Here is a 17,384-nt window from a genome sequence, read left to right as displayed (position 1 = left end):
GCTTCTGGGGAGGAGAGCCGTGAGTACGGTGGTGTTCCGCCGGCTTCCGCGTCAACCGGGGCCCGCGTTGCCGCGGGGCGAGGTGTTGCTGGAGTCCCCGCCCGAGCTGCCCGAGCCGCAGTCCAAGGGCATGGGTCAGGTGCTGATGATCCTGCCGATGCTCTGCGGAGCGGGCGCGATGGCCTTCCTCTACGCCGGTCGCGGCGGCGGCATGATGACGTACGTCGTCGGCGGCCTGTTCGGCGTGTCCATGCTCGGCATGGCCATCGGCACGATGGGCGGCGGCGGCAACGACAAGGCGGAGCTGAACGCCCAGCGGCGCGACTACATGCGCTACCTGGCGCAGATGCGCAAGCGCACCCGGCGGGCCGCCGAGCAGCAGCGGGCCGCGATGACCTGGCGGCACCCGGAGCCGGACGCGCTCTGGTCGATCGCCGCCTCCCGCCGGCTCTGGGAGCGGCGGATCACCGAGGACGACTTCGGCGAGGTCCGGATCGCGCTCGGCCCGCAGCGGCTGGCCGTGGAGATCGTGCCGCCGGAGACCAAGCCGGTCGAGGACCTGGAGCCGATGAGCGCCATCGCGCTGCGCCGGTTCGTCCGGGCGCACAGCAGCGTGCCGGAGCTGCCCACCGCGCTGTCCCTGCGGGCGTTCAGCCGGGTGGCCCTGCGCGGCGACCGGACGGCCGTGCTCGACCTGGCCCGGGCCGCCGTGGGCCAACTGGTCACCTTCCACGCCCCGGACGACCTGATCGTGGCGGTGGTGGCCGCGCCGGACCGGCAGCCGGCCTGGGACTGGGTGAAGTGGCTGCCGCACGCCCAGCACCCCGGGCGGACCGACGCGGCGGGGGCACGCCGGATGGTCTTCACCAGCCTCGCCGAGGCGGAGGTGGCCCTCGGCAACGAACTCGGTGGCCGGCCCCGGTTCGCGCCGGAGGCGAAGCCGCTCACCACCGCGCCGCACGTGGTGGTGCTGCTCGACGGCGGCGAGGTCTCGCCGACCTGCGCGCTGATGGGCGCCGGCCTGCTCGGCGCCACGGTCATCGACCTCTCCGGCACGGTCCCGCGGGACGCCGGCCGGTGGCTGCTCTGCCTGGACGCCGGCGACGGCACCGGGCTGGACCTGGTACGCGGCACCACGACCTCCCGGCTGGGCCGCCCGGACCGGCTGAGCGCGACGGCCGCCGAGGGGCTGGCCCGGCAGATCGCCCCCTTCCGGCTCTCCCAACAGCAGGGTGCCACCGCGGAGGAGCCGCTGGCCCGCAGCATGGAGCTGCCGGACCTGCTCGGGATCGGCGACGCGGCCACCGTGGACACCCAGCAGACCTGGCGGCCGCGCGGGCACCGGGACCGGCTGCGGATCCCGCTCGGGGTGGGGCCGGACGGCAACGTGGTGGAGCTGGACTTCAAGGAGTCCGCGCACGAGGGCATGGGGCCGCACGGCCTGGTCATCGGCGCGACCGGTTCCGGCAAGAGCGAGCTGCTGCGTACGGTGGTGGCCGCGCTCGCCGTGACGCACTCCTCGGAGGAGCTCAACTTCGTCCTGGTGGACTTCAAGGGCGGCGCCACCTTCGCCTCGCTGGACGCGCTGCCGCACACCAGCGCGGTGATCACCAACCTCTCCGACGAGCTGCCGCTGGTCGACCGGATGCGGGACGCCCTGGCCGGCGAGATGAACCGCCGCCAGGAGGTGCTGCGGGCGGCCGGCAACTACGTCTCCCGGTACGACTACGAGAAGGCCCGGGCGGCCGGCGAGCCGCTGGACCCGATGCCCAGCCTGCTGATCATCTGTGACGAGTTCAGCGAGCTGCTGGCCGCCAAGCCGGACTTCATCGACCTCTTCGTGATGATCGGCCGGCTCGGCCGGTCGCTCGGCGTGCACCTGCTGCTGGCCAGCCAGCGGCTGGAGGAGGGAAAGCTGCGCGGGCTGGACACCCACCTGTCGTACCGGATCGGTCTGCGGACCTTCTCGGCGGTGGAGAGCCGGATCGTGCTCGGGGTGCCGGACGCCTACGAGCTGCCCAGCGCGCCGGGCCACGGCTACCTGAAGACCGACACCAGCACGATGCTGCGGTTCCGCGCCGCGTACGTCTCCGGCCCGTACCGGGCGCCGGGGCAGGTGCAGCGGTCGGTCCGGGCGCAGGTGCAGCGCCGGATCGTCCCGTACGGCATCGACTACGTGCCGGCGCCGGCCCTGCCCACGCCGACGGAGGTCGTGCCGGAGCCGGAGCAGAGCGGCGACGGCAAGGCCGTGGCGATGCTCGACGTGCTGATCGACCAGCTCAAGGGGCGGGGCCGCCCGGCGCACCAGGTCTGGCTGCCGCCACTGGCCGAGCCGCCGGGGCTGGCCGAGCTGCTGCCGCCGCTGAGCGTGCACCCGGCCTTCGGGCTGACCACCGCCGACTGGCCGGGCCGCGGCCGGCTCACCGTCCCGGTGGGCATCGTGGACCGGCCGTACGAGCAGCGGCGCGACCCGATGATGGTGGACCTGGCCGGCGCGGGCGGCAACGTGGTCATCGTCGGCGCCTCGCTGAGCGGCAAGAGCACCATGCTGCGTTCGATGCTGGCCTCGCTGGCGCTCACCCACACCCCCCGCGAGGTGCAGTTCTTCTGCCTCGACTTCGGCGGTGGCGCGCTGCGCAGCCTGGAAGGGCTGCCGCACACCTCGGGGGTGGCCGGCCGGCGGGACACCGAGGCGGTCCGCCGGACCGTGGCCGAGGTGGTCGCGATCATCGACGAGCGGGAGCTGCGCTTCACCCAGCACGGCATCGACTCGGTGGCCAGCTACCGGCGGCGCCGCGCCGCCGGGGAGTTCGCCGACGACCCGTTCGGCGACATCTTCCTGGTCGTCGACGGCTGGAACACCCTGCGCCAGGAGTACGAGGAGCTGGAGCAGACCATCACCAACCTGGCCAACCGGGGCCTGGGTTTCGGCGTACATGTGGTGGTCACCGCCGTGCGGTGGGCGGAGATCCGGATCAACATGCGCGACCTGCTCGGCACCAAGCTGGAGCTGCGGCTCGGCGACCCGGCCGAGTCGGAGATCGACCGGCGGGCGGCGCAGAACGTGCCGGTCGGTACGCCGGGTCGCGGTCTGACCCGGGACAAGCTGCACTTCCTCACCGCGATCTCGCGGATCGACGGCAAGCGTGAGACGGAGGACCTGGCCGAGGCGTCGGTGGCGCTGGCCGGGCACGTGGCGACGAACTGGCCGGGCCGGCCGGCGCCGAAGGTGCGGCTGCTGCCGCGCAAGCTGGCGGTCGCCGAGCTGGCCAAGGTGGTCGACCGGGCGGCGCCGGGCATCCCGATCGGCGTCAACGAGTCGGCGCTCGCCCCGGTCTATCTGGACCTGGCGGGTGAACCGCACCTGACCGTCTTCGGCGACGCCGAGTGCGGCAAGACCAACCTGCTGCGGCTGATCGCCCGGGGCATCGCCGAGCGCTACACCCCGGCCCAGGCCCGGCTGGTCATCGCCGACTACCGGCGTGGCCTGCTCGGCGCGGTGGAGGGCGATCACCTGCTGGACTACGCGCCGTCGAACCAGGTGTTCAGCCAGGGCCTCGCCTCGATCCGCAGCGCCCTGCAGAACCGGTTGCCCGGCCCGGACGTGACCACCGCGCAGCTGCGTGACCGGAGCTGGTGGAAGGGACCCGACCTCTACATCCTGGTCGACGACTACGACCTGGTCGCCTCCGGCGGCAACAACCCGCTCAGCGCGCTGCACGAGCTGCTGCCGCAGGCCCGCGACATCGGCCTGCATCTGATCATCACGCGTCGGGTGGGCGGCGTGGCACGCGCCCTCTACGAGCCGGTGCTGCAACGCCTGCGCGAGCTGGACTCGCCGGGTCTGTTGATGTCCGGCAGCCGGGAGGAGGGGGCCGTCTTCGGCAACCTGCGGCCGAGCCCGCAGCCGCCGGGTCGGGGCACCCTGGTGCGCCGTCGGGACGGCCAGCAGCTGATCCAGACGGCGTGGACGGAGCCGGCCTGAGCGGACCGCCGGCGGCCGGGGCCCTGACCTGGTCAACGACCGTCCAACTCGTACGGTGCGGGGCGGAATGCGTTGTGGATCCTGCCGTGTCGGAAGACGACGATGGGAAGGCAGGGCTGCGCGGGTTGGACGTCGTCCGCTACGGTTCGGTTGAAGTGTCCGTCGGTGGGGTGTGTACGCCTTGCCGCGGGGGAGGGCGCGGCGGATCCGCCGCCACAGAGATGACGGAAGGGTGTGAAGCATGGCGTTCGAGGTCAGTGCAGCGACTCTGCACACCGCCGCGAGTGACGTGCGGTCCACGCGCAGCGACGTCGACGGTGAGCTGAAGAAGCTGTGGAACGTGGTCGACGACCTGGCGATGGCCTGGAAGGGCCAGGCCTCCACGGGTTTCCAGAACCTGATGCAGCGCTGGAACGAGGACACGGCCAAGCTGCTCCAGGCCATGGACAACATCGCGGACCTGCTCGACAAGTCGGGCACGACGCACCAGGTCAACGACGAAGAGCAGCAGCAGATGCTGGACAAGTTCCACTCTGCTCTCAACCCGTGATCCGCGAAGACAGGCAGAGGAGGAACTGATGAGCATCAAGGTTGACTACGCTGTCCTCGAGAGCAGCAACCAGCAGATGCAGGCCATCTCGCGGACCATCGACGAGAAGCTGGACACGCTGCGCTCGATGCTGACCAAGCTCGAGTGGGAGGGCCAGGACCGGGTTGCCTACGAGCAGCACCAGGCCCAGTGGGACGCCGCCGTGCGGGACATCAACAAGGTCCTGAACGAGATCGGTGGCGCGGTCGGCATCGCCCGCGAGAACTACATGACCACCGAGATGAGCAACTCGAAGGTCTGGGGCTGACCCGGACCGGTCGACCGCGGCCCCGCACCCGGCTCTGCCGGGGCGGGGCCGCGGTGCATTCCGGCCGCGACTGACCGCCGCCGCGGCGCCGCTGCGGCGGGAGACCGCACGGCGCCCCGGTCCCGGCGGGGGTCAGCTGTCCTGGTGGGCCGGCCGGCGTCCCGGGCGCCAGCCGCGCCGCCGGCCGAGGGCCAGCACCGGGCGCAGCGTCAGCAGCGCGCCGGCCAGCAGCGCGCCCACCACGGCCACCCAGATCGCCACGGTGCGCTGCCAGGCCAGTGGGTCGGCCTGCGGCGCGGGGGCCGGCATCGCGCCGAGCGGCGGGTCCTGCCGGGTGCCGAGCAGGTTGGTCACCGCCCGGTACGGGTCGACCGTGCCGTAGCCGACCGAGGCGTTGTGCCCGTCGGGCGGGTTGTCGGCGGTGCGGGTCAGCCGGTAGGCCACCTCGTCGGGGGTGAGGTCGCGGTGCGCGGCGAGGATCAGCGCGGCCACGCCGGAGACGTACGCGGCGGCGAAGCTGGTGCCGCCCTGCGGCTCGGCGAGGTATCCGGAGCCCTGCGGCGCCGGGCCGATGATGTTCAGGCCGGGTGCGGCGATGTCGACGTAGTCGCCGCTGACCGAGCTGCCGACGTGCTGGCCCTGCTCGTCGACGCCGGCCACGGCGATCACCCCGGGGTAGGCGGCCGGGTAGGCGGGCCGGTCCTCCTGGTTCTCCTGCCGGTTGCCGGCGGCGGCCACCAGGACCACCCCCTTGTCGAGGGCGTAGTCGACGGCCGACTTGAGGGCCGGGTCGTCCAGTGTGACGAGCGACAGGTTGATGACGTCGGCGTCGTGGTTGGCGGCCCAGCGGATGGCGCGTCCGATCTCGCCCGGCACCGCCGGGTCGAAGTTCTCCCGGTTCTCGGCGAGCACCCGGATCGGCAGGATCCGCGCCTCCGGCGCGATCCCGCTGTACGGCACGCCGGTGCCCTCCCGGCCGGCGATGATGCCGGCGATCAGGGTGCCGTGGCCGACCAGGTCGCACTGCCCGCGCAGCTTCACCAGGCCGTTGAAGTCCTCGCCGGGCAGGACCCCGCCGCGCAGCAGCGGGTGACTGGCCGAGACGCCGGAGTCGATGACGGCGACGGTCACCCCGCCGCCCTTGGTCACCCGCCACGCCGAGGCGGGGGCGAGCCGGTCCAGTGCCCAGGGCTGCGCGGTCGGCGCGGGGTTGCCCGTCGGGCCGCAGCGGGGGGCCGCGGCGGCGGGGGCGGGGGCCACCAGGACCGTGCCGAGCAGCGCCGCGACCGTTCCACAGAGGACAGGTCGGATCCGGTGCCCGATCCGGGCGCTCACCGTCGTTTCGTCCGGCTGCAGGCTCTCGCGCACGCGGTGAGACTACCGCCGCCGGCCGGGTCGTGCGGTGACGGGAGTGGGGTGGGGCGGCGGCCGCCGTGGCGGGTCAGGCCCCGGTGGACTTGTCGTCGGGTCCGGCGCTGAAGAGGGCGAGCAGGGCGCCGACCTGCTGGTCGGCCTCGGCCGGATGCCGGAAGTGGCCGCTCGGGTTGATGGTGTACTCGTTGCGCCGGCCCACCCGGGTGCGGCGCAGGTAGCCGCCGGCCTCCAGGTCGGTGACGATCGCCTGGGCGGCCCGTTCGGTCACCCCCACCTCGTCGGCGACGTCGCGGAGCCGGGCGGTGGGGTTGCGCGCGATGGCCAGCAGGACGTGCCCGTGATTGGTGAGGAAGGTCCAGTTCCGGGCGCTCCCGGGCACGCCAGGTGTGGTCGACATGGTGGTCATGGTAGGGCCCGGCGGCGCCGTTCCGGGCCGTCGGGCGACCGGGCCGGCTGGCGTGGACGCGTCGCGGCGGCCAGTCAAGTACCTCCGGACGTATGAAGTCTGGATCACGTATACCTTGACGGGCGTTCGGCTGCGTGTGACTGTGGTCGGCGAGGCCGCCTCCGCCGCCGGCCGGGCTGACCAGGTCTTTTGCGCCGAGGACGAGGTGAGTGTATTGACGCCGACCACTCCTGAGCGAGCGCTCGCCGAGCTGCAGGCCGGGAACATCCGGTTCGTCACCGGTGCCCCCCGCCACCCGAACCAGGACGCCGACCACCGGGCCGCCGTCGCCGACGGGCAGCACCCCTTCGCGGTGATCGTCGGCTGCTCCGACTCCCGGCTCGCCGCCGAGATCATCTTCGATCGCGGGCTCGGCGACCTCTTCGTGGTCCGGACCGCCGGTCACACCACCGGTCCCGAGGTCCTCGGCAGCGTCGAGTACGCGGTCACCGTGCTGGGCACGCCGCTGGTGGTGGTGCTCGGCCACGACTCCTGCGGTGCGGTGCAGGCCGCCCGGGAGGCCACGGCCACCGGCGCCACCCCGCCCGGTCACCTCGGTGCCGTGGTGGACGCGGTGGTGCCGAGCCTGGGCCGGGCCCAGCGGGAGGGCGTGACGGACATCGACGGGATCGTCGACATCCACATCGCGCAGACCGTCGAGGCCCTGGTCGCCAACTCGGCGGTGCTCGCCGAGCGGGTGGCCGCCGGGAGCTGCGCGGTGGTCGGCATGTCGTACCGGCTCGGCGCGGGCGAGGTGCGCACCGTGGCGGAGGTGCCGGCGGGCGCTCCGGGCCGGACCGTGCCCGCACCGGCCGGCGCCGCGGAGCCGGCGCCCACCGCCGTCTCCGGCTGACCCTTTCCGAACGCACGAACGGGCCGTCCCGCGTGATCGCGGGGACGGCCCGTTCGGCGTACGGACTCAGAGCAGCGACATGTGCACGTGGTCGGTGTGGTTGGACGGCCCGCTGTACGACTTCCAGCCCGTCGCCGGGAACCAGATCTGCCGGTTCCAGATGACGTAGTAGATGCCGAGCCGGTCGGCGTTGCGGATCAGGAACGCGGCGACGTTGTTGCCGTACATCCGCATGTCATTGTTGTGCCAGGAGGCGAAGCCGCTCTTCTGCAGCGACCAGTCGCAGGCCCGGCCCTTGGGGTGCTCCCACGGCCCGCCGGAGCGGTAGCAGCCCACGAAGCGGTTGAAGCCGGCCTTCTTGACCTCCTTGTAGGCGTGCAAGGTGCGCGGGGTGATGCAGCCGGAGGTGGTCGGGTCGTTCTCGCTGCACGACTCGGCCTTCCAGTCGCCGTCGGCGGTCCGGCCGGGGCCGATCGCGGCCACCCGGGAGGTGGCCGAGACCAGGCCGCCGGTGAAGTCGAGCCCGCCGACCAGCTTCAGCGCCTTCTCCGTCGCGGCCTTCTCCCGGGCCATCGCGTTGGTGAGCCGCTGCTGCTCGCGTACCTCGGCGTCGAGCGCCAGCTTGGCCTGCTCGGCCCGGGTCTTGGCCGCGTTGATCTCGGCGAGCTTCTGCCCGTTGACCAGGTTCAGCTCGTCCAGGCCGGCGGCGCGCTGCACGAACGAGTCCGGCGACCGGCTCTCCAGCAGCACCGCCATGGCGCCGATCCGGCCGGTCCGGTAGGACTGCGCGGCGATGGCGCTGACCTGGGGGCGCAGCGCGTCGAGCTGCCGCTGCGCCGCCCGCACCTCCTCGGCTCGCTGGCGCTGGCGTTGCTGCGACTTGACCAGTTTCGCCTTCGCCTGGACGTACTGCCGGTTCGCCGACTCGATCGCCTTGGTGATGAGCGGTGGGTCGTCGTCCTCCTCGTGCCCCGAGGGGGTGGGGGTGGCGGGCGCGGCCAGGGCCGGGGTGGGGCCGGCGACGATGGCGAGCGCGGCGAGCGCGACCACCAGCGGTGTGATCCAGCGGCGCAGGGGTGCCGTCACAGTCTTCCCTTCCGTCGGCCGCCGACCGGGTTAGCTGACGGGTTCGGGACGGAAGTGGTCCCTACCGCTGACGCGGACTCACCCCAGGTACCTGGTTCCCCGGCTCGCCCGCGGGCGATTGGGCGGCGGTACCGCCAGGCGCCGGTGCGCGCCTCCAGCGGTGACCGGCAGCGAGGTTACCTGAGAGTCCGCCCGGGGATCTACGTCCGGAAGCCGACCAGAAGCCCTATTTCGTCGTGGCCCTGCGTGACCAGCGTCGCGTTTAACCTGCGCCGTCACGCTACGGAGTGTCGCCGTGCCGGCCGGTGTTCCACCGCGCCGCGCGGGGCGTGCGGCACCGGAGCGGGGCGGGCGTCAGGCGAGGCCGGTACGACGCCGGTGGTACTCCTCCTCGTCGATCTCGCCCCGGGCGTACCGCTCGTCGAGGATGCGCCGCGCGGCCGAGGAGGCGTGCCCGGCGCCGGTCGGATCGGTGAGCCGGAACACGAGCCACACCAGCGCGCCGAGCACCACCAGCCCCAGCAGGGACCAGCTCCACATCCAGCCCATCATCGGGCCCTGCCACATCATCTGGCCGCCCTCCCGTCCGTGTCCGAGGGTCGGCCGGTCCGGCGCGGTGACGCCGGCTCCGGTCGCCACCTCGACGGTACGGCGGGTCCGGCCCTCGGCGGTCGGGCCGGGCGGCCCGGGATCGGGGCCGGAAGTCCCGACTCAGCCCCGCTTCATGAGGCGGCCGACGGCCGCCATCATCTCGGTCGCCATCTCGTCGGCGCGCCCCTCGGCGGCGCCCTCGTGCATGCAGTGCCGGGCGTGGCCGTCGAGCAGGCCGAGGCCGACCTTGTCCAGGGCGGCCTGGATCGCCGAGATCTGGGTCAGCACGTCGATGCAGTAGCGGTCGTCCTCGACCATCTTCTCGATGCCGCGGACCTGGCCCTCGATGCGGCGGAGCCGCGCGAGCAGCTGATCCTTGCTGGCGGTGTAGCCCCGGGTCGGGGTCGTCGGTGCGGTCATGACGTCCAGGATAGCGCGTACCCCTCGGGGGTATGGTACGGTCCGGATGCGGGGATACCCACACCGGGTATCGGTACCCGGAAGGGCGTCGTCCATCCCCCTCCTACCCCTGGGGGGTATAGGATGGGAATGCGGGAAGGAGTTTTCGACATGGTCACCACCACGTACCAGGTGCAGGGCATGACCTGCGGGCACTGCGTCAACTCGGTCAGCACCGAGGTGGGCGCGATCCCGGGCGTCACCGACGTCCAGGTCGACCTGGCCACCGGCCGGGTCACCGTCAGCAGCGAGAGCCCGTTGGACCCGGACGCCGTCCGTGCCGCCGTGGACGAGGCCGGCTACGACCTCGTCCCGGCGTGACGGTCGGCGGACCCCGAGAAACCGAGGTACCCCGATGAACACGGTGACGAAGCTGGGCGGCTTCGCCCTCGGCCTCGTGGCGGTGTTCGGCGCGGCGTACGGGGTCGGTCAGCTGACCGACCCCGTCGCGCCCGCCGCCGAGACCCGCCACGACGCCACCGACCCCGCGCACGACCCCACCGCGGCCGACCATGGTGACGGCCACGCCGACCCGGCCACCGACCACCTGCCCGGCGGGCTGCTCGTCGCCGACCGCGGCTACACGCTGCAACCGGTGAGCGCCCCCACCGGCGAATTCGCCTTCCGGATCATCGGCCCGGACGGCCGGCCGGTCACCCGCTACGACGTCGCCCACGACAAGCGGATGCACCTGATCGTCGCCCGCCGCGACCTCTCCGGCTTCCGGCACGTGCACCCCGAGTTGACCGGCGACGGCACCTGGCGGGTCGCCTCGCCGCTGGCCGGACCCGGCGTCTGGCGGGCCTTCGCGGACTTCACCCCGACCGGCGGCGAGCCGCTGACGCTCGGCGTCGACGTGACCGTCCCCGGCCCGCTGGTGGAGCACCCGCTGCCCGCCCCCGCGACCACCAGCACCGTCGACGGCTACACCGTCACACTGGCCGGCACGCCACAGCCCGGCCAGGCCGGCCGGCTCACCCTGACCGTGACCCGGGACGGCCGCCCGGTCACCGACCTCCAGCCCTACCTCGGGGCGTACGGGCACCTGGTGGCGCTGCGCCAGGGCGACCTGGCGTACCTGCACGTGCATCCGGAGGGCACACCCGGCGACGGGAAGACCCCGGCCGGGCCGGCGGTGAGCTTCACCACCGAGCTGCCCTCGATCGGCACGTACCGTCTCTACCTGGACTTCCGGCACGACGACGCGGTGCACACCGCCGAGTTCACGGTCGTGGCCGGTGACGTCCCGCCGCCGGCCGCGCCGGCCACCACGCCCACAGCCACCCCGGACGCCGGACACGGCGCCCCCGGTCACGGACACAGCTGACAGGAGGTGCCGCGATGACCTCGACCGCGAAGTCGCTGCCGGTCGCGCCGAACCGGATCGAGCTGGCGATCGGCGGGATGACGTGCGCCTCCTGCGCCGCCCGGATCGAGAAGAAGCTCAACCGGATGGACGGCGTCGAGGCGACGGTCAACTACGCCACCGAGAAGGCCACCGTCCGGTACGCCGACCAGGTCACCCCGGCGGACCTGATCGCCACCGTGGAACAGACCGGCTACACGGCCGTCGTGCCGCCGCCGCCCGCGCAGGCCGCCGCCCAGGCGTCCACGCCGGTGGTCGAGCTGCGCGGGCTGCGTACCCGGCTCTGGGTGTCGGCCGTGCTGACCGTGCCGGTGATCGTGCTCGCCATGGTCCCGGCCTGGCAGTTCGACTACTGGCAGTGGCTGTCGCTGACCCTGGCCGCCCCGGTCGTGGTCTACGGTGGGCTGCCGTTCCACCGGGCCGCCGCGATCAACCTCCGGCACGGCGCGGCGACCATGGACACCCTGGTCTCGCTCGGCACGCTCGCCGCGTTCGGCTGGTCGCTCTGGGCGCTCTTCCTCGGCGACGCCGGGATGCCCGGAATGGTGCACCCGTTCGAGTTCGACATCAGCCGCGGCGGCGGGGCCGGCAACATCTACCTGGAGGCGGCGGCCGGCGTCACGGTCTTCCTCCTCGCCGGCCGCTACTTCGAGGCCCGCTCGAAGCGGACCGCCGGGGCGGCGCTGCGCGCCCTGCTGGAGCTGGGCGTCAAGGACGTCGCGGTGCTGCGCGGCGACCGGGAGACCCGGATCCCGGTGGACCAGCTCGCCGTCGGGGACCGGTTCGTGGTCCGCCCGGGCGAGAAGGTCGCCACCGACGGCGTGGTCGAGGACGGCACCTCCGCCGTCGACGCGAGCATGCTCACCGGCGAGTCGGTGCCGGTGGAGGTCGGGCCGGGCGACGCCGTCGTGGGCGCCACCGTCAACGCCGGGGGCCGGCTGGTGGTCCGGGCCACCCGGGTCGGCGCGGACACTCAGCTGGCCCAGATGGCCCGGCTCGTGGAGCAGGCGCAGACCGGCAAGGCCGCCGTGCAGCGGCTCGCCGACCGGATCTCCGGGGTCTTCGTGCCGATCGTGATCGCCCTGGCGGTGGGCACCCTCGGCTGGTGGCTCGGCACCGGCGGCGGGGCGACCGCCGCGTTCACCGCCGCGGTGGCCGTGCTGATCATCGCCTGCCCATGCGCCCTCGGCCTGGCCACCCCGACCGCGCTGCTGGTCGGCACCGGGCGTGGCGCCCAGCTCGGCATCCTGATCAAGGGGCCGGAGGTGCTGGAGTCGACCCGCCGGGTGGACACCGTGGTGCTGGACAAGACCGGCACCGTCACCACCGGCCGGATGACCCTGGTCGACGTGCTGCCGGCGACCGGCCAGGACGCCGACGAACTGCTCCGGCTGGCCGGGGCACTGGAGGCCGCCTCCGAGCACCCGATCGCCCAGGCCGTCGCCGACGCCGCCGCCGAGCGGGGCGCCCTGCCCACCGTCGGCGGCTTCGCCAACACGGAAGGGCTCGGCGTCACCGGGACCGTCGAGGGCCGGGAGGTGGTGGTCGGCCGGCTGCGGCTGCTGCGGGAGCGCGGACTCGACGTACCCGGGGAGATCGCGCGGGCGGTGACCGACGCGGCGGCCGCCGGGCGGACGGCGGTCCTGGCCGGCTGGGACGGCCGGGCCCGCGGCGTGCTCGCGGTGGCCGACGCGGTCAAGCCGACCAGCCGCGCGGCGATCGCCCGGCTGCGCGAACTCGGGCTGACGCCGGTGCTGCTCACCGGCGACAACGCCACCGTGGCGCAGGCGGTGGCGGCGGAGGTCGGCATCGACCAGGTGATCGCCGAGGTGCTGCCCGCCGACAAGGTCGACGCGGTACGGCGGCTCCAGGCGCAGGGGCGGACGGTGGCCATGGTCGGTGACGGCGTCAACGACGCCGCCGCGCTCGCCCAGGCCGACCTCGGCCTGGCCATGGGCACCGGCACCGACGTGGCGATCGAGGCGTCCGACCTGACCCTGGTCCGCGGTGACCTGCTGGCCGCGGTGGACGCCATCCGGCTCTCCCGGCGCACGCTCGGCATCATCCGGGGCAACCTGTTCTGGGCCTTCGCCTACAACGTGGCCGCCCTGCCGCTGGCCGCCGCCGGCCTGCTCAACCCGATGATCGCCGGCGCCGCGATGGCCTTCTCGTCGGTCTTCGTGGTGGCCAACAGCCTCCGGCTGCGCGGCTTCCGGCCGGTCGGCTGAGCCCGGCCGTTCACCCTCGGTGAGCGGGCGTGGTTGAGCCGACCGCCGGCGGGGTACCTCCCCTGTCGTCAGGACGTAATGCTGAGTGGAGGTTCCGATGGGTTACGACGACAAGATCGGCAACGCGACCGAGAACACCGCCGGCAAGGTGAAGGAGGGCGTCGGCCGGGCGACGGACAACGAGCGCCTCGAGGCCGAGGGCCGCAACGACCAGGTCAAGGCCGACCTCAAGCAGGCCGGTGAGAAGATCAAGGACGCCTTCAAGAGCTGACCAACGCCACTACCGCGACGCCGGGCCGGCACCTCGCCGGCCCGGCGCGCTGCGCGCGGACCGCCAGTCCGGCGCCCGCGCCGCCCGCTTGGCACACTCGGTGCCACGCCGCCCGATCCGTCCGGGCCCCGGAGGGCGGCACCGCGAGGATGCCCGGCCCGACCACCGGCCGTGACCGACGGCCGACGACCGTACGGGGAGAAGGATGTCCGCCAGCACCGCCCTGCGCGCCGCCGCCCTGGTGACCCTGACCGCCCTCGCCGGCGCCTGCCAGGCCGACGGAAGCCCCGATGCCGCGGCCCCCGCAGGCGGCCCGACCGCCGCGCCGACCACCGTCGAACCCGCCCCGGCCACCGCCACGCCGTCCCCGCCGACCGCGGCGAACACCGTCGAGGTCTGCGCCGAGGTGGACAAATTGATCATCGCCAAGAGCAAGGAGATCGCCGCCGACGCCGCGGCGGCGACCCGCCGGCAGCTCACCCCCGAGCAGATCAACGCCCAGGTCAAGGCCGACCTCGCCGACCTGGCCGACGACGTACGCACGCAGGCCGCCAGGGCCGCCGACCCGGAGATCAAGACGCTGGTCGGCCGGACCGCGCAGCAACTCGACGCCGGGGCCCGGTCGGCCACCCCGGTGAAGTGGCTCAACTCGACGTTCGTGACGATCCCGCCCCGGCTGACCCGCGACTGCCGGGCCTGACCCGGCCGGTCACCCGAGCCGGGGCCGGTGGACCGCGCGCCCGGTCGGACTCACCGGTCGGCGGCCAGCCGGGCGGCGCGTACCTCCAGGTAACGCTGCTCGGGGCGGCTCGTGGTGGCCCGCGCGGCGGCCAGGTACGCCGCCCGGGCCGCCGTCCGCTCGCCGGCCAGCTCCAGCAGATGGGCACGGACCGCGGCGAGCCGATGGTGCCCGGCGGTGCGCTCGTCGGCGTCCAGCGACGCCAACAGGGCCAGCCCGGCCCGCGGGCCGTCGACCATGGCCACCGCGGCGGCCTGGTTCAACGTGACCATCGGGTTCGGCGCGATCCGGGCCAGCACCCGGTACAGCGCGACGATCTGCGGCCAGTCCGTCTCCGCGGCCGACGGTGCCTCGGCGTGCACCGCCGCGATGGCCGCCTGCACCTGGTAGGGGCCCGGCGCCGACCAGGTCAGCGCCTCGGTCACCAGGGCGACGCCCGCCGCGATCTCCGCCCGGTCCCACCGGCTGCGGTCCTGCTCGGCCAGCGGGATCAGCTCCCCGCCCGGCCCGGTCCGGGCCGCCCGGTGCGAGTCGGTGAGCAGCATCAACGCCAGCAGCCCGGCCACCTCGCCGTCGTCCGGCAGCAGCCGGTGCAGCTCCCGGGCCAGCCGGATCGCCTCCCCGGTCAACTCCGCCCGGTGCAGCTCGTCGCCGCTGGAGGCGGTGTACCCCTCGTTGAAGATCAGGTAGAGCACCCGCAGCACGGCCCGGAGCCGGTCGTCCCGGTCCGCCGGCGAAGGCAGCACGAAGCGGGCCCCGGCCGCCTCGATCCGCTGCTTGGCCCGGCGGATCCGCTGGCTCATGGTCGCCTCCGGCACCAGGTACGCCCGGGCGATCTCCGCGGTGCTCAGGCCGCCCACCGCGCGCAGGGTGAGTGCCACCTGGGCGGAGCCGGTCAGCGCCGGATGGCAGCAGAGGAAGAGCAGCTTCAACGTGTCGTCCCCGGCGGGCGGCTCCTCGTCGGCGGCCGGGGCCACCGCCGGGTACGCCGGCTCCCGGGCCGCCACCGCGACCTCCCGGTCCCGACGGGCCCGCTCGCTGCGCCACTCGTCGGTGAGCCGGCGGGTCGCCACGGTGACCAGCCACGACCGGGGATGCTCCGGCACCCCCTGCGCCGGCCACTGGGTGGCGGCGGCGAGCAGGGCCTCCTGCACCGCGTCCTCACAGGCGTAGAACTGGCCGTGCCGGCGGACGAGCACACCGAGGACCTGCGGCGCGAGGGTACGCAGCAGGTCCTCGACGGCCCGGTCGGTCACATCTCCGTCCCGGCCTGGTCCATCACCGGGCGCACCTCCAGTACGCCCACCCCGTGCGTCACGTCCGGCCAGCTCGCCGCGATCTCGGCGGCCCGCTCCGGGGTCTCGCAGTCCACCATCAGGTAACCGGCGAACTGCTCCTTGCTCTCCACGAACGGCCCGTCGGTGACCTCGACGGCACCGGCGTGGGCGCCCGCCCGGACCGTACGGGTCTGCGACGGGTGGGCCAGCGCGTCGCCGCCCACCAGCTCACCGGAGGCGGTCAGCTCCGCCATGATCCGGTCGACGTCGCCGAAGATCGCGTTGCGCTCCTCCTCGGAGAGCTCCTCGACGAAGCCGGGACGGTTCCAGATCAGCAGCATGTACTTCACGGTCCACTCCTCAGGTACGGGCCACCGACGGTGGCGCCTCTCGCAGACGGGTCGGAGCCGGGACCTCCGATCCGACATCCTGCCGGAGAAAAAACTCAGCGACCGCGTACCGGCCGGCGGTCCGGCGCGCCGGCAGCCAGCGAGGCCCGGTCGGCGGCCGAGGTGCCGGAGGCCCAGCCGTCCCGGTCCCGGACCTGGAGCCGGTGCCGGGTGACCCCCGGAAAGAGCTGGTCGAGGCGCTCGCGCACGGCATCGGTACGGGCGGCGAGCACCGGGAGCAGCCGCTCGCCGGCCCGCTCCCCGGTGGCCGCCCGCTCCTCGGCCACGGTGGCCGCCCGCAGCCGCTCGCCGATACGCAGGGCGAACGCGTTCAGGAACGACTCGTCGTAGCCCTTGGTGCGCCGGCCGCTGCCCGGCCGGCGCTCGCCCCGGCCACGCAGCATCGCGGCGGTGGCCTGCACCAGCAGCGAGGTGTGCAGCAACTCGACCGCGGCCAGGTCGGTGGGGAAGCCGAGCACGGTGGCGAAGCCCAGGTCGTCGGACCACACCGACTCGCACCGGTTCGCCCCGGCCACCTCCTGGATGAGCAGTGCCTTCGCGGCCGCGTACGGGGCGTCGGTGCCGAGCCGGATGCCGCTGGGCCGGTCCGGCCGCTCGGCCGTGGCGTCGAGCAGGGCGGCGTCGATGCTGTGCCGGGCCATCAGCTCCTGCGCCTTGCCGGTGAGCGCCTCCGCCTCCGCCGGGAAGGTGGTCGACTCGGCCTTGGCCAGCAGGGCACGGACCCGGTCCAGCAGCCGCGAGGCGGTGGCCGGCGGGCCGGCGTCCCGCTCGGCACCCGGGCCGCCGGAGCCCCGGACGGCACCCGGACCGCCGGAGCCCTGGGCGGCACCCGGGCCGCCCGGTGGCGGGCGCAGCGTGGCGATCGGCGGCAGCCCTTCCACCAGCACCAGCGCCTCCACCGCGTCCCGCAGCGTGCTGATCCGGTCGCCCTCGGCCCGGCGGTCCAACCAGCCCGGGGCGGCGTCCCACTCCGCGCCCAGCTCGGCGAGCTGACCGTCGAACCAGCCGGGGACCGGGCCGGGCTGCTCGCGGCGCTGGGCGGCCAACACGTCGCGAAGCAGCCGCGCGCCCCGGGGCGCCAGCCGCCGTAGCGCGATCCGGTCCAGGTCGGCCGGCTGCCAGCCGCGGGGCCAGAGCCGGCCCACCGCGCGGACCAGGCGGGCCAGCAGCGCCGCGTCCACCGCCGGGCCGTCGCCGACCACCAGCCGGTCCAGCGCGCGCTCGGCCTCGCGTACGTCGGTGCCGCGCGCCCCCGCGAGGGCGTCGGCGAGCAGCCGGTCGGCGTCGGACACGGGTGGCCCCTCCTCTGGTCAGGGTCGTCCGGCGACGCCTGCGGATCCGCGGGGACCGCGACCCCGCGGTCCCCGGACAGGAACGGTACCGGCGGCCGGGCCGCCGCCGCTGGTGAGCGCCCTCACCTCGGCCGCCCGCCGGCCGCCCCGG

At 74.2% G+C, this 17,384-nt stretch carries 17 protein-coding genes and 1 riboswitch; of the genes, 9 read left to right on the top strand and 8 right to left on the bottom strand.

Annotated features, from left to right (window positions below; all coding sequences use genetic code 11):
- The first annotated feature begins 19 nt into the window (after window positions 1-19).
- The 3 genes from eccCa to LQ51_RS22860 all read left to right on the top strand — a co-directional run bounded on the left by eccCa (window position 20) and on the right by LQ51_RS22860 (window position 4,842).
- Window positions 20-3,985, top strand: a complete 3,966-nt coding sequence (gene eccCa, locus LQ51_RS22870; protein WP_046568950.1) for a type VII secretion protein EccCa — start codon at window positions 20-22, stop codon at window positions 3,983-3,985.
- Between the two features lie 241 nt (window positions 3,986-4,226).
- Entirely contained in the window at window positions 4,227-4,535 is a 309-nt protein-coding gene (locus LQ51_RS22865; RefSeq protein WP_046568948.1) for a WXG100 family type VII secretion target, read from the top strand.
- 28 nt (window positions 4,536-4,563) lie between these two features.
- Window positions 4,564-4,842 carry a WXG100 family type VII secretion target gene (locus LQ51_RS22860; protein WP_046568947.1) on the top strand — a complete coding sequence of 93 codons (279 nt, stop codon included), beginning with the start codon at window positions 4,564-4,566 and terminating at the stop codon, window positions 4,840-4,842.
- Between the two features lie 132 nt (window positions 4,843-4,974).
- Here LQ51_RS22860 and mycP read toward each other — a convergent pair whose 3' ends face one another.
- Together mycP and LQ51_RS22850 are read right to left on the bottom strand one after the other, a co-directional pair.
- On the bottom strand, window positions 4,975-6,210 hold the full coding sequence (mycP, locus tag LQ51_RS22855) for a type VII secretion-associated serine protease mycosin (RefSeq protein ID WP_231605838.1): 1,236 nt from the start codon (window positions 6,208-6,210) through the stop codon (window positions 4,975-4,977).
- Between the two features lie 73 nt (window positions 6,211-6,283).
- Window positions 6,284-6,622, bottom strand: a complete 339-nt coding sequence (locus LQ51_RS22850; RefSeq protein WP_046568945.1) for a helix-turn-helix transcriptional regulator — start codon at window positions 6,620-6,622, stop codon at window positions 6,284-6,286.
- 214 nt (window positions 6,623-6,836) lie between these two features.
- Between LQ51_RS22850 and LQ51_RS22845 the strand changes: the two genes are divergently transcribed.
- Window positions 6,837-7,514: a carbonic anhydrase gene (locus LQ51_RS22845; protein WP_046569003.1), complete on the top strand. Its 678-nt coding sequence runs from the start codon at window positions 6,837-6,839 to the stop codon at window positions 7,512-7,514.
- Window positions 7,515-7,580: 66 nt separating this feature from the next.
- On the opposite strand, the gene LQ51_RS22840 is transcribed toward LQ51_RS22845, so the two are convergent.
- The 3 genes from LQ51_RS22840 to LQ51_RS22830 all read right to left on the bottom strand — a co-directional run bounded on the left by LQ51_RS22840 (window position 7,581) and on the right by LQ51_RS22830 (window position 9,611).
- On the bottom strand, window positions 7,581-8,600 hold the full coding sequence (locus LQ51_RS22840) for a coiled-coil domain-containing protein (RefSeq protein WP_046568944.1): 1,020 nt from the start codon (window positions 8,598-8,600) through the stop codon (window positions 7,581-7,583).
- Between the two features lie 3 nt (window positions 8,601-8,603).
- Window positions 8,604-8,735: riboswitch (cyclic di-AMP (ydaO/yuaA leader) on the bottom strand.
- Between the two features lie 219 nt (window positions 8,736-8,954).
- Window positions 8,955-9,239, bottom strand: a complete 285-nt coding sequence (locus LQ51_RS22835) for an SHOCT domain-containing protein (protein WP_231605837.1) — start codon at window positions 9,237-9,239, stop codon at window positions 8,955-8,957.
- A 72-nt stretch (window positions 9,240-9,311) separates the two neighbouring features.
- A complete protein-coding gene (locus LQ51_RS22830) occupies window positions 9,312-9,611 on the bottom strand; it encodes a metal-sensitive transcriptional regulator (RefSeq protein ID WP_046568942.1) in 300 nt (99 codons plus the stop codon).
- Window positions 9,612-9,761: 150 nt separating this feature from the next.
- Here LQ51_RS22830 and LQ51_RS22825 point away from each other — a divergent pair, with 150 nt between their 5' ends.
- From LQ51_RS22825 to LQ51_RS22805, 5 genes are all read left to right on the top strand, one after another.
- Window positions 9,762-9,971, top strand: coding sequence for a heavy-metal-associated domain-containing protein (locus LQ51_RS22825; protein WP_046568941.1), 210 nt, complete (start codon window positions 9,762-9,764; stop codon window positions 9,969-9,971).
- 34 nt (window positions 9,972-10,005) lie between these two features.
- Window positions 10,006-10,977, top strand: a complete 972-nt coding sequence (locus LQ51_RS22820) for a hypothetical protein (RefSeq protein ID WP_046568939.1) — start codon at window positions 10,006-10,008, stop codon at window positions 10,975-10,977.
- Between the two features lie 14 nt (window positions 10,978-10,991).
- Window positions 10,992-13,244, top strand: a complete 2,253-nt coding sequence (locus LQ51_RS22815; RefSeq protein ID WP_046568938.1) for a heavy metal translocating P-type ATPase — start codon at window positions 10,992-10,994, stop codon at window positions 13,242-13,244.
- A gap of 97 nt (window positions 13,245-13,341) precedes the next feature.
- The gene (locus LQ51_RS22810) at window positions 13,342-13,515 is read left to right on the top strand and encodes a CsbD family protein (protein WP_046568936.1); all 174 of its coding nucleotides are present in this window, start codon (window positions 13,342-13,344) and stop codon (window positions 13,513-13,515) included.
- 205 nt (window positions 13,516-13,720) lie between these two features.
- Window positions 13,721-14,215, top strand: coding sequence for a hypothetical protein (locus LQ51_RS22805; protein ID WP_046568935.1), 495 nt, complete (start codon window positions 13,721-13,723; stop codon window positions 14,213-14,215).
- Between the two features lie 50 nt (window positions 14,216-14,265).
- Here the strand turns inward: LQ51_RS22805 and LQ51_RS22800 are convergent, their stop codons facing one another.
- From LQ51_RS22800 to LQ51_RS22790, 3 genes are all read right to left on the bottom strand, one after another.
- Window positions 14,266-15,510 (bottom strand): RNA polymerase sigma factor, encoded by a 1,245-nt coding sequence (locus LQ51_RS22800; RefSeq protein ID WP_046568934.1) that lies wholly within the window; start codon window positions 15,508-15,510, stop codon window positions 14,266-14,268.
- On the bottom strand, window positions 15,507-15,872 hold the full coding sequence (locus LQ51_RS22795) for a YciI family protein (RefSeq protein WP_231605842.1): 366 nt from the start codon (window positions 15,870-15,872) through the stop codon (window positions 15,507-15,509). The genes LQ51_RS22800 and LQ51_RS22795 overlap by 4 nt, the downstream gene beginning before the upstream one ends.
- A 104-nt stretch (window positions 15,873-15,976) precedes the next feature.
- On the bottom strand, window positions 15,977-17,233 hold the full coding sequence (locus tag LQ51_RS22790) for a DUF2786 domain-containing protein (protein WP_046568931.1): 1,257 nt from the start codon (window positions 17,231-17,233) through the stop codon (window positions 15,977-15,979).
- Window positions 17,234-17,384 lie beyond the last annotated feature (151 nt).

The organism is Micromonospora sp. HK10 (assembly GCF_000982955.1).
In the GTDB taxonomy this organism is placed as follows: domain Bacteria; phylum Actinomycetota; class Actinomycetes; order Mycobacteriales; family Micromonosporaceae; genus Micromonospora.
This window is presented reverse-complemented; position numbering and strand designations above follow the sequence as displayed.